Source organism: Natrialba sp. INN-245, from assembly GCF_009807105.1.
GTDB lineage: Archaea > Halobacteriota > Halobacteria > Halobacteriales > Natrialbaceae > Natrarchaeobius > Natrarchaeobius swarupiae.
In genome coordinates this window covers 131,756-146,916 of record NZ_WUBV01000008.1, presented here as the reverse complement: position 1 = coordinate 146,916, position 15,161 = coordinate 131,756, and the positions used below count along the sequence as shown (strand labels likewise).

Here is a 15,161-nt window from a genome sequence, read left to right as displayed (position 1 = left end):
GCTCGCCAGGTACTACGTCCTGCTGGTCACGTTCTTTGTGGCGATAGAGTGGCTCATCCACCGATACGCGTCGGTTTCCACGAGGTTCATCTCAAATTGGGCGGTCGAGTTCTTCGGCTACGTCCCGCCGATTCTCATGGGGACCGTCGTTCTCTTCCTGGGCTTCTATCTCGCCAGCCACGCCGCCGATCAGGTCCGACAGTCGTCGGTTGCGAAGGGGACCGGTTTCTCGCCGGCGCTCGCCGGTGGGACGAAGATGATGCTGTACTTCGTCGTCCTGGTCATCGGTCTCGATACGATGGGCGTCGACGTAACGATCTTGCATACGTTCGCCCAGGGCATCGCCTACGGCGTGGGGCTGGCCGTCGCGCTCGCAGTTGGCATCGCCTTTGGCTGGGGCGGAAAGGACTACGTCGCCGAGAACATCGAGAACTGGCCCGAGAACTCGAAACAGGTCGCCCACGAATCGCCGGCAGTAACGAGCGACGACTAGCGCCCTGCCCAGACCGGACTACTCGTCGGGGTACTTCGGCTCGCGTTTCTCCGCGTGCTTGAGGGCCGTCTCGACGACGTCGCGGACGTCGCCCTCGAAGACACCGCCGTGGCCGGCGTACATCCGGGAAACGCCATCGGGCATCCGCTCGAGCAGCTCCTCGATGCTCTCGATGAGCCGCTCGCGGGACTGGCCAGCCATGTCGGTTCGGCCGAAGCTTCCGTAGTCGAACGCGCCGTCGTCGTGGACGACGACATCGCCGGAAAACAGCGAGCGATCGGAGACGAACGAGACGTGATCGTCGGCGTGACCTGGCGTATAGACGACGTCGAACGTCTCGTCGCCGATCGTCACCTCGTCGCCGTCCGCGAGTGGGTGCGTCCGAGCCGGGTGATCCGCGTAGGCGTAGACGTCGGGATCGAACGCGTCGACGATCGCCTCGAGCTGAGCAACGTGATCACCGTGTTGATGGGTCACGACGACCGTATCGACGTGGCCCGTGTGCGATCGGATCTCGTCGACGACGCCGTCCCACGTGCCTGCGTCAACGAGCGTCGTCTTCGCGCCGACCGCCAGGAACGCGTTGCAGGTGAACGTCTCCGCATCCTCGGTGACGTGATGAACCTCCATGACCGAACGCTCGCGTTCCGGCGTCAAAACGGTGGCGTCGTCCGAACGGTTCCGCTGATGTTTATTTCACAATATCGATGGCCACAGCTATCACCGCGGAACTTTTCAAGTAGAGACCCGTAGGTTGTCCCGTATGGGATTCGGGAGCTACGACGAATCCGAGCAACAGGACGTTGACGCTGATTTTGACGAAGACGACGGAGTCAAATCCGGAGAGAATAGCCACGACGGAACGATCGAGTTCGAGAACGGCGCATCCAGCGACGAGCTACTCGATCGATTGAAAGAGATCAAAGACGACACCGAGTGACGAAACCAGGGACGCGGGCGCTTGGCATCGCCGAATCGTACCGGAGCGGCCGGGACCAGAGCACGCTCGCCGGAGCCGTCGTACGCGCCGACGGCGTCGTAGACGGACTCGCCTACGGCTCGTGCACCGTCGGCGGCACCGATGCAACCGACGCAGTGACGTCGCTCGTCGACGACACAGCGCGGCCCGACGCCCGGTACGTCCTGGTCGGTGCCGTCGCTCCAGCCTGGTACAACGTTCTCGAGCTCTCGACGATCCACGAGCGGTGTGACCGTCCCGTGATCGCGGTCACGTTCGAGGCGAGCGACGGTCTCGAGGACGGAATTCGCGAGGCGTTCGACGGCGCAGCCCTCGAACACCGCCTCGAGGCGTACCACGACCTTCCCGAACGACGGGCGCTGTCACTCGGCGACGACACCGTCTACGCCAGGGCCGTCGGCTGTGAGTTCACGGCGGCCACGGAGGTTCTCGAGGCGTTTACCCACTCGGGTGGCCGCCCCGAACCCATCCGTGTCGCGCGACTGGCTGCTCGAGCCGCCGACCGGTACGCACCGGCGTAAGCCGGTCTGCCGTCCATCTCTCAACTGGGTTACTTCGAAGTAGGCGTATGAGTTACTTCGATCGTAGCTAACAGTCAAGCGTTCCCCGGCCAACGCGTCGATATTGTGGAACTGAGGACGCGTGAACGCGACGATCAACGTAATAGTCGGTGGGGGGCTCTTCGTCGAACCCGACCGAGGAACTTAGAAGACGCAACGGAGGGCCGGTCGGGTTCGACTCGACGGGACGTTCTCCGGGCGAGTGTCGGAGTGGCGATGGCGGGTGTCGCTGTCGCCGGGGCTACCGAGACAGCGGCTGCAGGCGGGACTATCGAGTGGGTCTACGAAGCCGATCAGCGGGCCCGGACTGCACCGACGGTCGTCGACGGGACGGTCTACGTGGGGATGTCGGAACAACCGAGCCATCGAGTGCACGCAATCGATGCGGCGACCGGCGATCACCAGGAGGCGATCTTCCAGGATCGGCCGGTCAATGCAACGACCGTCGTCAACGACATCCTTTTCATCGCCCAGGACGGCGGAGACGCCGCCGTGGAAGCTTACGACGCGGCGACTGACGATCGGCTCTACAGCGTCGACGTGGAGTACGCCCCCAGCACACAGCCGGTCGTCTTCGACGGGATGATTTGCCTCGGAAGCGACGACGGCGTCGTCTACGCCCTAGACGCGTGGACGGGTGAACGCGAGTGGCTCTTCGAAACCGACGATAGCGTCGCCTCGACGCCACTCGTTGCCGACGGAATCGTCTACGTCGGGTGCGACGATGCCCACCTCTACGCGATCGACGCCGAGACGGGCGAGGCGGAGTGGGCGTTCGCGGCAGACGGACCGATTCGCTCCTCACCAACCATCGCAGACGGGACAGTGTACGTCGGCGAGGTCGGAAGTCGACTGCTTGCGATCGATGCCGAGGACGGCGACCTGTCGTGGGAGTACTCGCTCCAGTCGTCCGAGGTCAGCGCCTCGCCGACCGTAGCCGATGGGACCGTCTACGTCGGCGACTGGGAGGGCTATATGTACGCGGTTGACGCTGATGATGGGGACGAACAGTGGACACTCGACGTGACCGACGAGGCACGTGCGACGCGAGGCGATGGCGAACGAGTGCGTTCGTCCCCAACCGTCGCGGATGGACTTGTCTTCGTCTTCAGTGACGACGGATACCTGTACGCGATAGATACAGAACGCGGCGATGTCGACTGGCGGTTCGATACCGAGACTCCGATCGGTCTGATGCAGCACGCGCCGTCTCCGACCGTCGTCGACGGTATCGTCTACTTCTCGAACGATACGACGGTGTACGCCATCGATGCGGGTGTTTCCGGGTCAGGTGCGGGATCGCGGATGCAGCACGGAACACTCGGTCACCACGACACCTGGGCCGAGACAGCGGCGGCGGCCGACAGACCCTCACTCGAGGAGATCCATCAGCCGCGCGACGTCGGCGGTGGGTCCGGAAATGACGATGGCTCGGCCGACGGCTCAGCCAGCACGGACGACGGTGCAGTTGGGGCCGGTTCGGACGACAGTTTGCCCGGTCTCGGCGTCGCCAGCGCGCTCGCGAGCATCGGTGGAGTGTCGTATCTGCTGGCCCGACGTGGGACGACGGAGAGCGAGCGATGAGCGAGCGACTGACGCGGCGTCGACTGTTGATCCTCTCCGGTGTCGGCGTGGCCACTGGACTGGCCGGGTGTACGAGCGACGGCGGGAGCGAAGGCGATACCAGCGACGACGGAAACGGCAATGCAGACAGCTCGACCGACGAGGGTGACGACGCTCCTGGCCAGCACGGAACCGGATCCGGAGGCGACATCAACTACGGAGAGTCCTACGTCTCGGAGATCGACCTCCACGAAGCCGGCTCTCCGGAGATCTCTCAGACCCATCACGAGGGAGACCACTACACTCGCACCGAGTTCGGCAACGGCGAGGTGGTCGAGTCATACTACGTCGACGGCGAGACGTACGGGATCGTCGAGGGAAACTGTGTCATTACGGACGATCCGGCGGCGGAAACCTCCGTGCCAGACATCGAGAACCCACAGGGCGTCCAGGACTCGCTCGAAGCCACCGAAACGACGACCCTGAACGGCGACTCCGTCGAGGTGTACGAACACCCCGAGGAGGACGCTCGCTGGTACGTCGACGCCGAGACCGGGTATCCCGCTCAGCTCGAGACGGACGTCGCGACGGTCACCTTCCACTCGTGGGGCGACACCGACCCGATCGACAGCCCCGAGGGAGAGTGTATCGAACTCTAGGACTCGATCCAGTCCGCCGGGAGCCGGGTCGTAAACCGACTCGGCCCAATATGCGGTCGTATCGTCGCATTCCGCCATCCGGATGACTTCGATGCGACTCCCGTCGACGCGATACGACCCGCTCGCGGTGTTGCTCGCCACAGAAATGGGATCGGGCGGGTTCGAACCACGGTCGCAGCAAAGCTGCTCCCTGATTCGAACCCGCCTCGTTCCACGTACTTGCTGCTCGCGGGTTTGCTCGCAGCAGGAAGTGGGCTCGGGCGGGTTCGAACCACGGTCGCAGCAAAGCTGCTCCCTGATTCGAACCCGCCTCGTTCCACGTACTTGCTGCTCGCGGGTTTGCTCGCAGCAGGAAGTGGGCTCGGGCGGGTTCGAACCACCGACCTCGGCCTTGTAAAGGCCGCGTCATAACCAGCTAGACCACGAGCCCGTACGCGAACGGAAACGCCCCGTCCGAATAACCTTTACTTTCTCGAACCGCACGACCTGACATGACTGCGGAGCGCATCTGGAAGGGACTTCTCGCCGTCGCTGCGCTCGCGATCGTTGGATTCGTGCTCGTTCAGGCCGGGGTCGTCTCTGCCCCCTGGGCTCAGGATCAGGCGGTCGTCCACGTCCTCGACAACGACGGCGAGCCGAAAGCCACCGTCGACGTCGAGGTCGCCGACACTGTCGAACAGCGGTACACCGGGCTGAGCGACCACGACTCCCTCGAGGACGGCGACGGAATGTTGTTCGTCCACGCCACGGAGGGCGATCGGACGTACGTGATGCGCGAGATGGACTTCGACATCGACATCGTCTTCGTCGGCGCCGACCGCGAGATCACGTCGATCGAACACGCCCGCGCGCCAGAACCCGACGAAGACGGCGAGGAGTTGCGCCACTCCGGTCGAGCGAAGTGGGTACTCGAGGTGCCCCGCGGCTACACGAACGAGACGGGGATCGACGTCGGCGACGAGATCGTGATCGACGCCGACTGACCTGCGGTGTCGACTCTCAGCGGCAGCGATATATTTCGATTCGTAGCAAACCCTTATTGGCGACGCTCCCGGAGCCGAACGTAATGAGCGGCGTCGACTGGGACGAAGACGACCCCTTCGAGGAACAACGCGAGCAGGTCGAGAGCCCGATGCGTCGGTTGATCGTCGAGTACGGTCGTCCCTACTGGTTCGCGGTGAGCGTCGGACTCGTCGGGAGCGTCCTCGCCCGCGCGCTCGATCTGCTCCCGGCGCTGTTGCTCGCGGTGGCGATCGACGCGATCTTTTACGACGCCGCGTTCGCCGAACAGGTCCCGCTGTCGGCGGTGCCGGAGGCGTGGCTGCCGGCGACACAGGACGGTCAGTTCTGGTTTGTCGTCACTGCGATCGCGGCCTCGTTTGCGTTCGGCGCGGTCTTTCACTGGATACGCAACTGGGGGTTCAACGCGTTCTCCCAGAGCGTCCAACACGACGTCCGAACGGCCACCTACGACAAGATGCAGCGACTCGACATGGAGTTCTTCGCGAACAAGCAGACCGGCGAGATGATGTCGGTCCTGAGCAACGACGTCAACCAGCTCGAGCGGTTTCTCAACGAAGGGATGAACTCCGCGACGCGGCTCATCGTCATGGTCGTTGGGATCACGTTCTTGCTGTTCTGGCTCGAGCCCCAACTGGCGCTGGTCTCGCTGGCACCCGTGCCGCTGATCGCGATGTTCACCTACCTCTTCGTCAAGAAGATCCAGCCGAAGTACGCCGCCGTCCGCTCGTCGGTCGGCAAGGTCAACTCGCGACTCGAGAACAATCTGGGTGGGATCAACGTCATCAAGTCCTCGAACACCGAGGGGTTCGAGTCGGGCCGCGTCGAGGACGTCTCCCGGAAGTACTACGACACGAACTGGGAGGCCATCTGGCTGCGGATCAAGTTCTTCCCTGGGCTGCAACTGATCTCGGGGATCGGCTTCGTCCTCACGTTCCTCGTCGGCGGCTACTGGGTGTTCACGGGGAGCGGCCCCGGGCCGATCACGGGCGAACTCGCGATCGGGACGTTCGTCGTCTTCATCATGTACACCCAGCAACTCGTCTGGCCCATGGCCCAGTTCGGTCAGGTTATCAACATGTACCAGCGCGCCGAGGCCTCGAGCGAACGGATCTTCGGATTGATGGACGAGACCGGTCGGATCGAGCGCGACGAAGACGCCGACGATCTCGAGGTCCGCGAGGGGCGAGTCGAGTACGATCACGTGAGTTTCAGCTACGACGACGAGTCGTCCGTCGGCGAGGAATCCGCCTCTGCGACCGAATCGGCTTCTGGGGACGATTCGAGCGCTACCGAGGCATGGGGTAGATCCGACCCGCACCCGGCCGATCGGATCATCGACGACGTCTCCTTCGCGGTCGACGGCGGCGACACCGTTGCGCTCGTCGGGCCGACCGGGGCCGGCAAGTCGACGGTTCTCAAACTTCTGCTCCGGCTCTACGACGTCGACGACGGCGAGATCAGAATCGACGGCCAGGACGTCCGTGACGTCTCGCTCTCGAGTCTTCGTCGATCGATGGGGTACGTGGGCCAGGAGTCGTATCTCTTCTACGGCACCGTCGAGGAGAACATCACCTACGGCACGTTCGACGCGAGCCGCGAGGAGATCGTCGCGGCCGCGAAAGCCGCCGAGGCCCACGAGTTCATCCAGAACCTACCCGAGGGCTACGACACGATGGTCGGCGAACGCGGCGTCAAACTCTCCGGTGGGCAGCGCCAGCGCGTCGCCATCGCCCGCGCCGTGCTCAAAGATCCCGACATTCTCGTGCTGGACGAGGCGACCAGCGACGTCGACACCGAGACCGAGATGCTCATCCAGCGCTCGATCGACGACCTGACCGAGGACCGGACGACGTTCGCCATCGCCCACCGCCTCTCGACGATCAAAGACGCCGACCAGATCCTGGTGCTCGAGGACGGCTCCATCGTCGAACGCGGCACCCACGAGCAACTGCTCGAGAACGGGGGGCTCTACTCGCACCTCTGGGGCGTCCAGGCGGGGGAGATCGACGAACTACCACAGGAGTTCGTCGAACGGGCACAGAAACGACAGGCTCGAACCGAAGTCGACGCCGACGTCGACGATTGACGAGCATTCGAGCGACGGTGACGAGTCGACTTGGTAAGGCGGTTGGACCGGGAGAACGATTCGATCGTCGGCTGTGGGGCGATTCAGTTGCTCGACGTCGTCCCGGAATACAGTTGCCCGGCGTCGTCTCAGAAGGATTTCCTTCGCGCTGTTCTCTCAGGAGGACTTCCTTCGGGCAGCCCTCTCATACGGTTTACTGTAGATCAGTTCCGGTGAGACCGCGACCCGGACGGCGGTTTCACCGGTACATCGCTACAGTAATCCGTATCAGAACGACTCCTGTTCGCGCTGTCCGTCTTGATCCGGCGCTCCCTCGTCTTGCCGTTGCTCGCCCGTCGCGGGCGGCGTTCGGTCGCTGTAGTTCTTGCGTCCGATCGCCGAGTCGCCGACCATGTTCATGACCGCTCCCTCGAGTTCGTCGAGGGATCGATACTCGTCCTCGTTCAGCGGCTCGAGCAGCTCCTCGATCGTCGCGGTCTCATCGCCCATCTCTACCTCCTCGTCGCCGTGCTCGTCGAACAGGTCGTCCTGGCTGATGGGGAACTCCTGGCTCTCGAGTGAGTCACGAAGATCGCCGAGTTCGACGCCCAGTTCGCGGTCGTCGTCGGTCATGGTCGGGGGTTGGCCGCGAGCGCTGAAACAGGTTGACCCTGCGTGCGCCGTCTCCGGTGTGCGGTCGGGTCTCACCGCGCTGGGTCGACCGAGAGCGCGGGGAGAGCGACGGCGAGAACCCCGAAGAGTGCGGACGAGGCTGCCGTCGCCCCTGCCACGACGAAACACGTGACGACGACTGCGACACCCGCCACCACGAACGCGACCGGTGGGCGCGCTCCCGCCCCCGGATCGAATCGGCGGCCCACGACGGACCACGCGGCGAGCGCGCCGGCCGAGAGCGCAACGTACTGAAGCGCGCGCGTCGAGAAGCCGCTGGCGACGGCGGCGAGTGCCGCTAGCCCGAACGCGATCGCGAACGAGACCGTCGTTCGATCGCCGCGAGCCTGCTCGAGGAGCCATCCGACTCCCGCGAGATAGCCGACCCCGACTGCGATCCCGGCGACGACGTCGAGCGGATAGTGGACGGCGACGACGAGCCGAGAGAGACTCACTGCGAGGACGACGACCGACGCGACCGCGAGACGGAGCCGTCGGGTGCCGACGCGAGCCGAGAGCGCGACCAGACCGTAGACGACGGTCGCCCCGGCTGCGTGACCGCTGGGGAAGGCGTAGCCGCCGATCGTCACCGACGAAACGAACCAGGGCTCGAGAGGGGCGGGGACGACGGTGGGGACCGCGACCACGACCGAGGGGCGAGGGAGCGCGAAGGCGTATTTGAGGACGATCACCGCCGATAGCCCGCCGATGGCGAGGCCGAGAACCCACGGTCCGACCGGGCTGGAGCCGTCCGACGGGACAAACGGCGTCCGCCGGCCGGCGGTATCGGTGCTCGTCCGTGACCTCCGTCCGCGAGCGAGTGCCCACGACGCGACGAACGCGACGGCCACCAGGACCGCGACGTCGCCGAGGCGCGTGACGAGGGCGGCGACTGCGACCGTCCACTCCGGGAGCCCGTCGACGAGCCACTCGAGGACGACGCTGCCGCGATCCATACCGGTACTCCGTGACGAGGCCAGTGAAGCGTTTCGGGGACGGCCCGACCGGTACGCTCCGGTCTCCGCTCACCGACGGCTTCTTGACGACTCGGCCGGAGTACTCGCGCATGGATCTGCGCGCCGCCACGTGGACGGACGTCCGCGACTACGAGACGGACCTCGCCGTCGTCCCCGTCGGAAGTACGGAGCAACACGGCCCCCACGCGCCACTTGGAACCGACGTCCTGACCGCCGAAGCGGTCGCCGACGCTGCGCTCGAGCGGACCGACCGCGAGGTCGTCCGCGCGCCGGCGATTCCGGTTGGGGTCGCCGAGGAACACCGGCAGTTCCCCGGCACGATGTGGGTCTCCGCGGAGACGTTCCGGCGTTACGTCCGCGAATCGGTCGAGAGCCTCGCACACCACGGCTTCGATCGCGTCGTGATCGTCAACGGCCACGGCGGCAACGTCGACGCCCTCCGTGAGGTCGGCGGCCGACTCACGAGAAGCGGCGAGGCGTACGCGGTACCGTTCACCTGGTTCGAGGCGGTCGGCGACCACGCCGCCGACATGGGCCACGGCGGCCCACTGGAGACGTCACTTCTGTGGCACTGCGCACCCGACCTCGTCGACGAAGACCGACTCGAGGCGGCGAGCGAAGGCGCTGCCGACGGCTGGGGGGAGTGGACGAGCGGGACGAACCTGGCGTACGATTCCGCCGAGTTTTCGGACAACGGAGTCGTCGGCGAGCCGGCCGACGGTGACGAGCGGCGAGGCGCAGAGCTACTCGAGCTGGCGAGCGACGCGCTGGGTCGACTCCTGGAGGCGGTCGCCGAGCGGGACGTTACGCGTCCCGAGCCGCGTTGACCGATCGTTCGTGTCGAATCCCGGAGAGGTCACTCCTCGTCATCGGCGTCTTCGTCCCCGTCGTCGGCCTCGTCGACACCCACGTCCGCGAGGGTGCTCTTGAGCGCCGGGATCGTCGAGGTGAGGTCGCCCACCTGCTCGCTCGCGTCGGCGATCTCCGTGATCGCGTCCTCGAGGTCGGTAATCTCCTCCTCTAAGTCCGCGGCGTCGTCGAAGGCGTCGGCGCGCTGGCCCATCGTGAACCACTTCTTGGCGTCCCGGAGGTGGTCCTCGGCGTCACCGACGTCCAGTGCAGAGTTGAGCCCGTTCAACACGCCCAACACGTTGTCCGCGTCGGTTTCCCAGACGTCGTCGGCCGCCGGAAGGGCAGCCCATCCCTCCTCGAGGGAGGACTCGACGTCCTCGCGCATCTCGTTGGCTGCCTCGCCGAACAGGTCGTCGTCGCCGAAGGTCGCTTGACTCATGGGTTGCCCTTCTCGGGGATCGAGGTTAAAAGGTCGCCCGAAAGTGAAAGTGAAATCGGCCTCGAGCGATTCGTTCCCGGCCGAACGAGGGATGGAATCCGAAAGGGACGTCGTAACTAATCGAGTCACGAACCGATGCGCAGTGCCGAGGACGTCTGTGAACCGATGTCGAACCCGGTGACGTATCGACGCAGAACGAGACTCGACGTCGACCGGCATTCGGACGAACGACGTTCGAGAAACTCGAGGACGCGTATCAGGGGAGCAGCGAGACCAGTTCGAAGAAGACGAACGTACCGACTCCGGTGATTCCAGCGGCCGCGACGAGCGGGACGAGTACGCGAGTGGCTCGAGCGACCGCGTCCAGCGTCGACGACACCGTATCGATCGAAAGGGCGGATTGCTGTACCATACCCCGACGGCCACGTGCTCTCCCTTGAAGGTCAGTCAGACGCCCGAATGACGTCGCCAGACGGCCCGGCCTACCCGTAGCCGCGTCAGCTCGAAATCGGTCGTTTCACCGTCGGCGGGGATCACTCGCGACCGCCGACCGACTCGAGTCGCATCAGCGGGTAGCCGTCTTCCATCTCCATGCGCGTCACGACCTCGCATCCCTCGTAGTCGACGACGATCTCGACCTCGAGAAACCGTCCGGTGAGTTCGGTGTACTCGGCGCTCGCCTCCGTGAGCGCCTCCTCGAGTTCCTCTTCTCGGACGTCGACCGTGACGGCGGTACAGTGTGGTTGGTTCTCGATCGAGTCCTCGATCGCCCGCGCGAGGCTGTCTGCGCTCGCCGGCGAAATCGGCGTCCCGGCGAACTGGTGGTAGAGCGACCCGAACTTGATGCCCGCCTCGAAGCAGGCCGTTTCCGCGTCGGTCGGCGTGACGTCGTCCGTCATATGTGACTCCTCGAGTGGACTCGGCAAGGGGATTCCGATCGGTCGCGGACGACGCCACGGGCCCCGTTCACCTGGAATCGCACGATACTTATCGGCGCTATCCCTCACACCGAACGAATGGTACAGTCCGTCCTGCTCACGGGGGCTGCGGGGCGTGTCGGGGAAGCGATTCTCGCCGACCTCGCGGACATACACGAGTGGCGCTTGTTAGATCGCGACCCACCGACGGGGGAACAACCGGGCGAGTTCGTCGTCGCGGACATCACCGACGAGGAGGCGGTCCGCGAGGCGATGGACGGGATCGACGTCGTGATCCACCTCGCGGGCGACCCCCGTCCGGAGGCACCCTGGGACAGCGTCCTCACGAACAATATCGACGGCACGCAGACCGTCTTCGAGGCGGCCGTCGACGCCGGCGTCGAGACGGTCGTCTTCGCGTCGTCGAACCACGCCGTCGGGGCCTACGAGACCGACGAGCGCACGCCGGAGATGTATCGCGCGGACGACGACTACCTGCTCGACGGCACCGAACTGCCGCGTCCGGGCAACCTCTACGGCGTCTCGAAGGCCGTCGGCGAGTCGCTGGGACGGTACTACCACGACGAGTACGGTCTCTCGGTCGCCTGCGTCCGTATCGGCAATCTCACGGAGGGACACCCGCCGATCGACTACGAGCGCGGGCAAGCGATGTGGCTCTCCTATCGCGACTGTGCGCATCTGTTCGATCGCTGTATCCGCGCCGAGTACGGCTACGAGATCGTCTACGGCATCTCGGACAACGACCGCAAGTACTACTCGATCGACCGTGCTCGAGAGGTCCTCGGCTACGAACCGCAGGACAACTCCGCCGAACACGACTGATCGGCACCCAATACGACTGACTGGCGCCGAACGCCGCGATCAGAACAGGCCGTCGACGTCCTCCTCTCGAGTGCGCCGTCGGTCGACGTGATCCGTCAAGCGCTGGAAGACGATCCCGCGATGGTCGTCCTCGCGGACGAAGTCGAACAACAGCGTGATGAACCGGCTGTCGTCCTCGCCGGCCGCGAGATCGCGCTCGGCGTATGCGCGGGCCCGTTCGATCGACTCCTCCTCGAAGCCAAGCGCGTCGGCGAGGGTGCTGGCCGCGATCGCGGTCGCTTCGAACCCGAGAGTCGCCCGAGTCGGCGTTGTCTCGTCGTGTTCGATTCGGATCGGCGGACGACGTTCGACGACCTCCGGATCGGCGGCGAGCGTCGCGAGATACGTCCGGATCGGAACGAGCCGAACGTCACGGTATGTCGATGGGAGCCCCTCGAGATACGCGAGTGCGCTGTCGGCCAACCCGGTCGTACCGTCCCAGTTTCGGTCCTGAGCGTGGTAGACCGCCGCAGTGGTCTGGATCAACCCGTGGAGCAACTGCTCGTCGTCGGTTCCCGCCTCGAGTTCGAGCCAGTGATCCTCCCAGGCGTCATGAGCGGCGTGGTAGTAGCCGTCGTTGTAGATCGCAGCGCCGGCCCGCAACTGATCTCGCATACCCGACGTACGGACTCGAGGCTGGTGAGGGTCACGGTCGCCAAAAAATCTGGAAGTGAGGCCGGATACGTACCGCCTCCGGCGGGGCGGGCAGACACTGTGGAAACGGGGAACGGGGCGCGAGAAAGCGCCCTTCGACCGGTTACTAGCCGCCACCGGTCAGGGCGGTACTCGTTTCGAGTGTGGAGACACGTATAATTATGCAGTCGGTTCGATTCCTTCGGGACCGCATTCCGGACGGTAGGTGGTGATTACTCCTCGAATTCGTCCTCCCACCGGAACCGCCCGTTCCGCTGGACGATGTCGCCGTCGACCTCGAGGCGGGCGTTCTCGCTGACGTCGGCGATCAGATCGACGTGGACCGCGGAGTCGGTGCCCGACTCGCCGTCGGCCAGGCAGGCGTCGTAGGCCCGCCCGAGCGCGAGGTGGATCGTCTCGCCCATCTTCTCGTCGAAGAGGATGTTGTCCGTATAGCGGTCGATCCCGCGGTTCATTCCGACGCCGAGTTCGCCGAGCCGACGCGCTCCCTCGTCGGTTCCAAGCACCTCGGCGATCACGTCCGCCCCCTCGTCGGCGTCGTGGTCGACGACCTCGCCGTTCTCGAAGACGAGGCGGACGTTTCGGACCGACTCCCCGCGAACCGTCATCGGGACGTCGAAGGTAACCTCGCCCTCCGTGGCGTACGGTGCAGTAAACACCTCGCCGCTGGGGAGGTTGTGTGAGTCGTACGCGACCGAAGCCGCACTGTTGACCGCCGTCCGGCCGTCGATCCGCATCGTGAGGTCGGTGTCGTCCGCGACGAGTCGAACCGTCGATCCGTCGTCGAGCAGTTCCTTCATCCGGGCCATCTCGTCGGCCAGTGACTCCCAGTCGCGAAGTATCGCGTCGTAGGCGAACTCGCGATACTCCTCGTAGGCCATCCCCGCCTGCTGGGCGAGCGACCGCGTCGGGTGAACCGTCGACACCCACCGCGTCCCGAGTCGACGTTCGCGAATCTCGGTCCGGGAACTGCTGTAGGCCTGTCGCGTCTCCGCCGGCACGTCCGCCGTTGCACTCGTGTTTCGGCCGCCGCCGAGCGAGAGGTAGACGTCTGTCTCCTCGAGCAAGGCGAGTTCGTGAGCCGGATCGTCGTCGAACTCGACACTCGCGCGTTCATCGTGTTCGTCTTTCGAGACGGCTGAGTCCCCATCGTACGCCCGCAAATACGCCCGCGTGAGCTCGCCCGAAGAATAGGTCGCGAGCAGGTTCGCCCCGCGTTCTCCCAGACACTGTGCGACTGCGACGGCGAGGTCGTGAGCGTCGGGGCCGACCGAGAGCACGACGTTGTCGCCCGCTTCGACTCGAGCGCTCCAGTCGACCAGTATCTCCGCGTGTTCGCGAACGCGTTCGTCCATGGCGGAGGAAGGAAACGAAGCCACAAAATCCCGTCTCTTGGCGAACGGGGGGAACGCGTCTCTCGACCCGAGACTACGCCGTCGCCGCTCGTCCCTCGGCGTCGGTTCGGCTACGAACGAGCGTGACGACGGCGTACACCACCGGCGTATCGAGGACGGCGATCGCGAGCTTGAGCAGGTACTGGCCGACGATCAGCGCGAGGATCGCCTCGAGGGGCAAGACGACGCCGACGCCGAGAAGAGCGGGCGCGATAGCGAACGCGATCGAGACGAAGATCACGGTGTCGATCGCCTGGCTCGTCCCCGTCGAGACGACGTTGCGCAGCCAGAGGTAATCCGACCCCGTCCGATCGCGGATGCGATGGAAGAGCCAGACGTCCCAGTTCTGACTGATGAGATAGGCGAGCAAACTGCCGAGGACGACGTTCGTCGACGCGCCGAGGGCCGTCGCGAAGGCCTCGGGATCGACGCTCGCTTCGGCCGCGGGCGCGGCGATCGTCGACCAGACGAGCGCGAGCACGACGAAGTTGAGCACGAACGCGACGTTGACGACGATCTGTGCCGCACGTTTGCCGTACAGTTCGGTGTAACAGTCACTCGCGAGGAACGTAAGCGCGTACGCGAGCGCCGCGCCGGGGAGGACCAGTTCTGCACCGGTAACCGGTAACGCGAACGGCAGATCGAACGCGAGTACTTTCGAGGCAGTCAACTGCGCGGTGACGAGCGACGCGACGAACAGGCCGATCAACGTGACCTGAGCCACCGTCGGCGCTCCGTGACGATCGGTCATACCGACTGATTTTGCTGGACCTACGTAAGCGATACTATTTCAAACGTCCTCGAGGATCACTCGAAGAATATCTCGTCGCTCGATCGCTCGCTTCAATCATCTCCCACTCGGTACTCGACCCAATTCTGAACGTTTGGTCGGTTCTGGCCGTGTGTGTTCGATACCGCTTATCCACACTGTTACGAACTCTCTACGGAGAAAAATTTCTGTATTATCGGTGGATAGTGGGGTTCGCACTCGACTGAAAAAAGGGTTCGAACTGCTCTAGCGCAATTTTCACC

Annotated in this window: 18 protein-coding genes and 1 tRNA gene; 9 read left to right on the top strand and 10 right to left on the bottom strand. The window is 64.8% G+C overall.

Going from position 1 to position 15,161, the window contains the following annotated elements; translation table 11 throughout:
* Window positions 1-37 precede the first annotated feature (37 nt).
* Entirely contained in the window at window positions 38-493 is a 456-nt protein-coding gene (locus GRS80_RS02780; protein WP_160046226.1) for a hypothetical protein, read from the top strand.
* A gap of 18 nt (window positions 494-511) precedes the next feature.
* Here the strand turns inward: GRS80_RS02780 and GRS80_RS02775 are convergent, their stop codons facing one another.
* Entirely contained in the window at window positions 512-1,123 is a 612-nt protein-coding gene (locus GRS80_RS02775; RefSeq protein WP_160046225.1) for an MBL fold metallo-hydrolase, read from the bottom strand.
* 133 nt (window positions 1,124-1,256) lie between these two features.
* Here GRS80_RS02775 and GRS80_RS02770 point away from each other — a divergent pair, with 133 nt between their 5' ends.
* From GRS80_RS02770 to GRS80_RS02755, 4 genes are all read left to right on the top strand, one after another.
* The gene (locus GRS80_RS02770; RefSeq protein WP_160046224.1) at window positions 1,257-1,433 is read left to right on the top strand and encodes a DUF5786 family protein; all 177 of its coding nucleotides are present in this window, start codon (window positions 1,257-1,259) and stop codon (window positions 1,431-1,433) included.
* Window positions 1,430-1,993 carry a DUF99 family protein gene (locus GRS80_RS02765; RefSeq protein WP_343161419.1) on the top strand — a complete coding sequence of 188 codons (564 nt, stop codon included), beginning with the start codon at window positions 1,430-1,432 and terminating at the stop codon, window positions 1,991-1,993. The genes GRS80_RS02770 and GRS80_RS02765 overlap by 4 nt, the downstream gene beginning before the upstream one ends.
* Window positions 1,994-2,098: 105 nt before the next feature.
* Complete coding sequence (locus GRS80_RS02760; protein ID WP_343161418.1) at window positions 2,099-3,616, top strand: PQQ-binding-like beta-propeller repeat protein; 1,518 nt, start codon at window positions 2,099-2,101, stop codon at window positions 3,614-3,616.
* The gene (locus GRS80_RS02755; protein WP_160046222.1) at window positions 3,613-4,254 is read left to right on the top strand and encodes a hypothetical protein; all 642 of its coding nucleotides are present in this window, start codon (window positions 3,613-3,615) and stop codon (window positions 4,252-4,254) included. Before GRS80_RS02760 ends, GRS80_RS02755 begins: the two co-directional genes overlap by 4 nt.
* Window positions 4,255-4,610: 356 nt before the next feature.
* Here GRS80_RS02755 and GRS80_RS02750 read toward each other — a convergent pair.
* A tRNA-Val gene (locus tag GRS80_RS02750) sits at window positions 4,611-4,684 on the bottom strand.
* Between the two features lie 61 nt (window positions 4,685-4,745).
* Between GRS80_RS02750 and GRS80_RS02745 the strand changes: the two genes are divergently transcribed.
* Window positions 4,746-5,237, top strand: coding sequence for a DUF192 domain-containing protein (locus GRS80_RS02745; RefSeq protein WP_160046221.1), 492 nt, complete (start codon window positions 4,746-4,748; stop codon window positions 5,235-5,237).
* An 83-nt stretch (window positions 5,238-5,320) separates the two neighbouring features.
* Complete coding sequence (locus tag GRS80_RS02740; protein ID WP_160046220.1) at window positions 5,321-7,363, top strand: ABC transporter ATP-binding protein; 2,043 nt, start codon at window positions 5,321-5,323, stop codon at window positions 7,361-7,363.
* Between the two features lie 267 nt (window positions 7,364-7,630).
* On the opposite strand, the gene GRS80_RS02735 is transcribed toward GRS80_RS02740, so the two are convergent.
* Both GRS80_RS02735 and GRS80_RS02730 read right to left on the bottom strand, forming a co-directional pair.
* Window positions 7,631-7,975, bottom strand: a complete 345-nt coding sequence (locus GRS80_RS02735) for a hypothetical protein (protein WP_160046219.1) — start codon at window positions 7,973-7,975, stop codon at window positions 7,631-7,633.
* A 71-nt stretch (window positions 7,976-8,046) separates the two neighbouring features.
* Window positions 8,047-8,970, bottom strand: a complete 924-nt coding sequence (locus tag GRS80_RS02730) for a phosphatase PAP2 family protein (RefSeq protein WP_160046218.1) — start codon at window positions 8,968-8,970, stop codon at window positions 8,047-8,049.
* 110 nt (window positions 8,971-9,080) lie between these two features.
* Here GRS80_RS02730 and GRS80_RS02725 point away from each other — a divergent pair, with 110 nt between their 5' ends.
* The gene (locus GRS80_RS02725; RefSeq protein ID WP_160046217.1) at window positions 9,081-9,818 is read left to right on the top strand and encodes a creatininase family protein; all 738 of its coding nucleotides are present in this window, start codon (window positions 9,081-9,083) and stop codon (window positions 9,816-9,818) included.
* Window positions 9,819-9,847: 29 nt separating this feature from the next.
* On the opposite strand, the gene GRS80_RS02720 is transcribed toward GRS80_RS02725, so the two are convergent.
* From GRS80_RS02720 to GRS80_RS02710, 3 genes are all read right to left on the bottom strand, one after another.
* Window positions 9,848-10,282 carry a DUF5790 family protein gene (locus tag GRS80_RS02720; protein WP_160046216.1) on the bottom strand — a complete coding sequence of 145 codons (435 nt, stop codon included), beginning with the start codon at window positions 10,280-10,282 and terminating at the stop codon, window positions 9,848-9,850.
* Window positions 10,283-10,538: 256 nt separating this feature from the next.
* The gene (locus GRS80_RS02715; RefSeq protein ID WP_160046215.1) at window positions 10,539-10,694 is read right to left on the bottom strand and encodes a hypothetical protein; all 156 of its coding nucleotides are present in this window, start codon (window positions 10,692-10,694) and stop codon (window positions 10,539-10,541) included.
* Between the two features lie 121 nt (window positions 10,695-10,815).
* Window positions 10,816-11,181 (bottom strand): dihydroneopterin aldolase family protein, encoded by a 366-nt coding sequence (locus GRS80_RS02710; protein WP_160046214.1) that lies wholly within the window; start codon window positions 11,179-11,181, stop codon window positions 10,816-10,818.
* Window positions 11,182-11,298: 117 nt separating this feature from the next.
* Here GRS80_RS02710 and azf point away from each other — a divergent pair, with 117 nt between their 5' ends.
* Window positions 11,299-12,042 (top strand): NAD-dependent glucose-6-phosphate dehydrogenase Azf, encoded by a 744-nt coding sequence (azf, locus tag GRS80_RS02705; protein WP_160046213.1) that lies wholly within the window; start codon window positions 11,299-11,301, stop codon window positions 12,040-12,042.
* Window positions 12,043-12,081: 39 nt separating this feature from the next.
* Here the strand turns inward: azf and GRS80_RS02700 are convergent, their stop codons facing one another.
* From GRS80_RS02700 to GRS80_RS02690, 3 genes are all read right to left on the bottom strand, one after another.
* On the bottom strand, window positions 12,082-12,696 hold the full coding sequence (locus GRS80_RS02700) for a DUF309 domain-containing protein (protein WP_160046212.1): 615 nt from the start codon (window positions 12,694-12,696) through the stop codon (window positions 12,082-12,084).
* 251 nt (window positions 12,697-12,947) lie between these two features.
* On the bottom strand, window positions 12,948-14,090 hold the full coding sequence (locus GRS80_RS02695; RefSeq protein ID WP_160046211.1) for an aminopeptidase: 1,143 nt from the start codon (window positions 14,088-14,090) through the stop codon (window positions 12,948-12,950).
* Between the two features lie 73 nt (window positions 14,091-14,163).
* On the bottom strand, window positions 14,164-14,880 hold the full coding sequence (locus tag GRS80_RS02690; protein WP_160046210.1) for a queuosine precursor transporter: 717 nt from the start codon (window positions 14,878-14,880) through the stop codon (window positions 14,164-14,166).
* Between the last annotated feature and the right edge of the window lie 281 nt (window positions 14,881-15,161).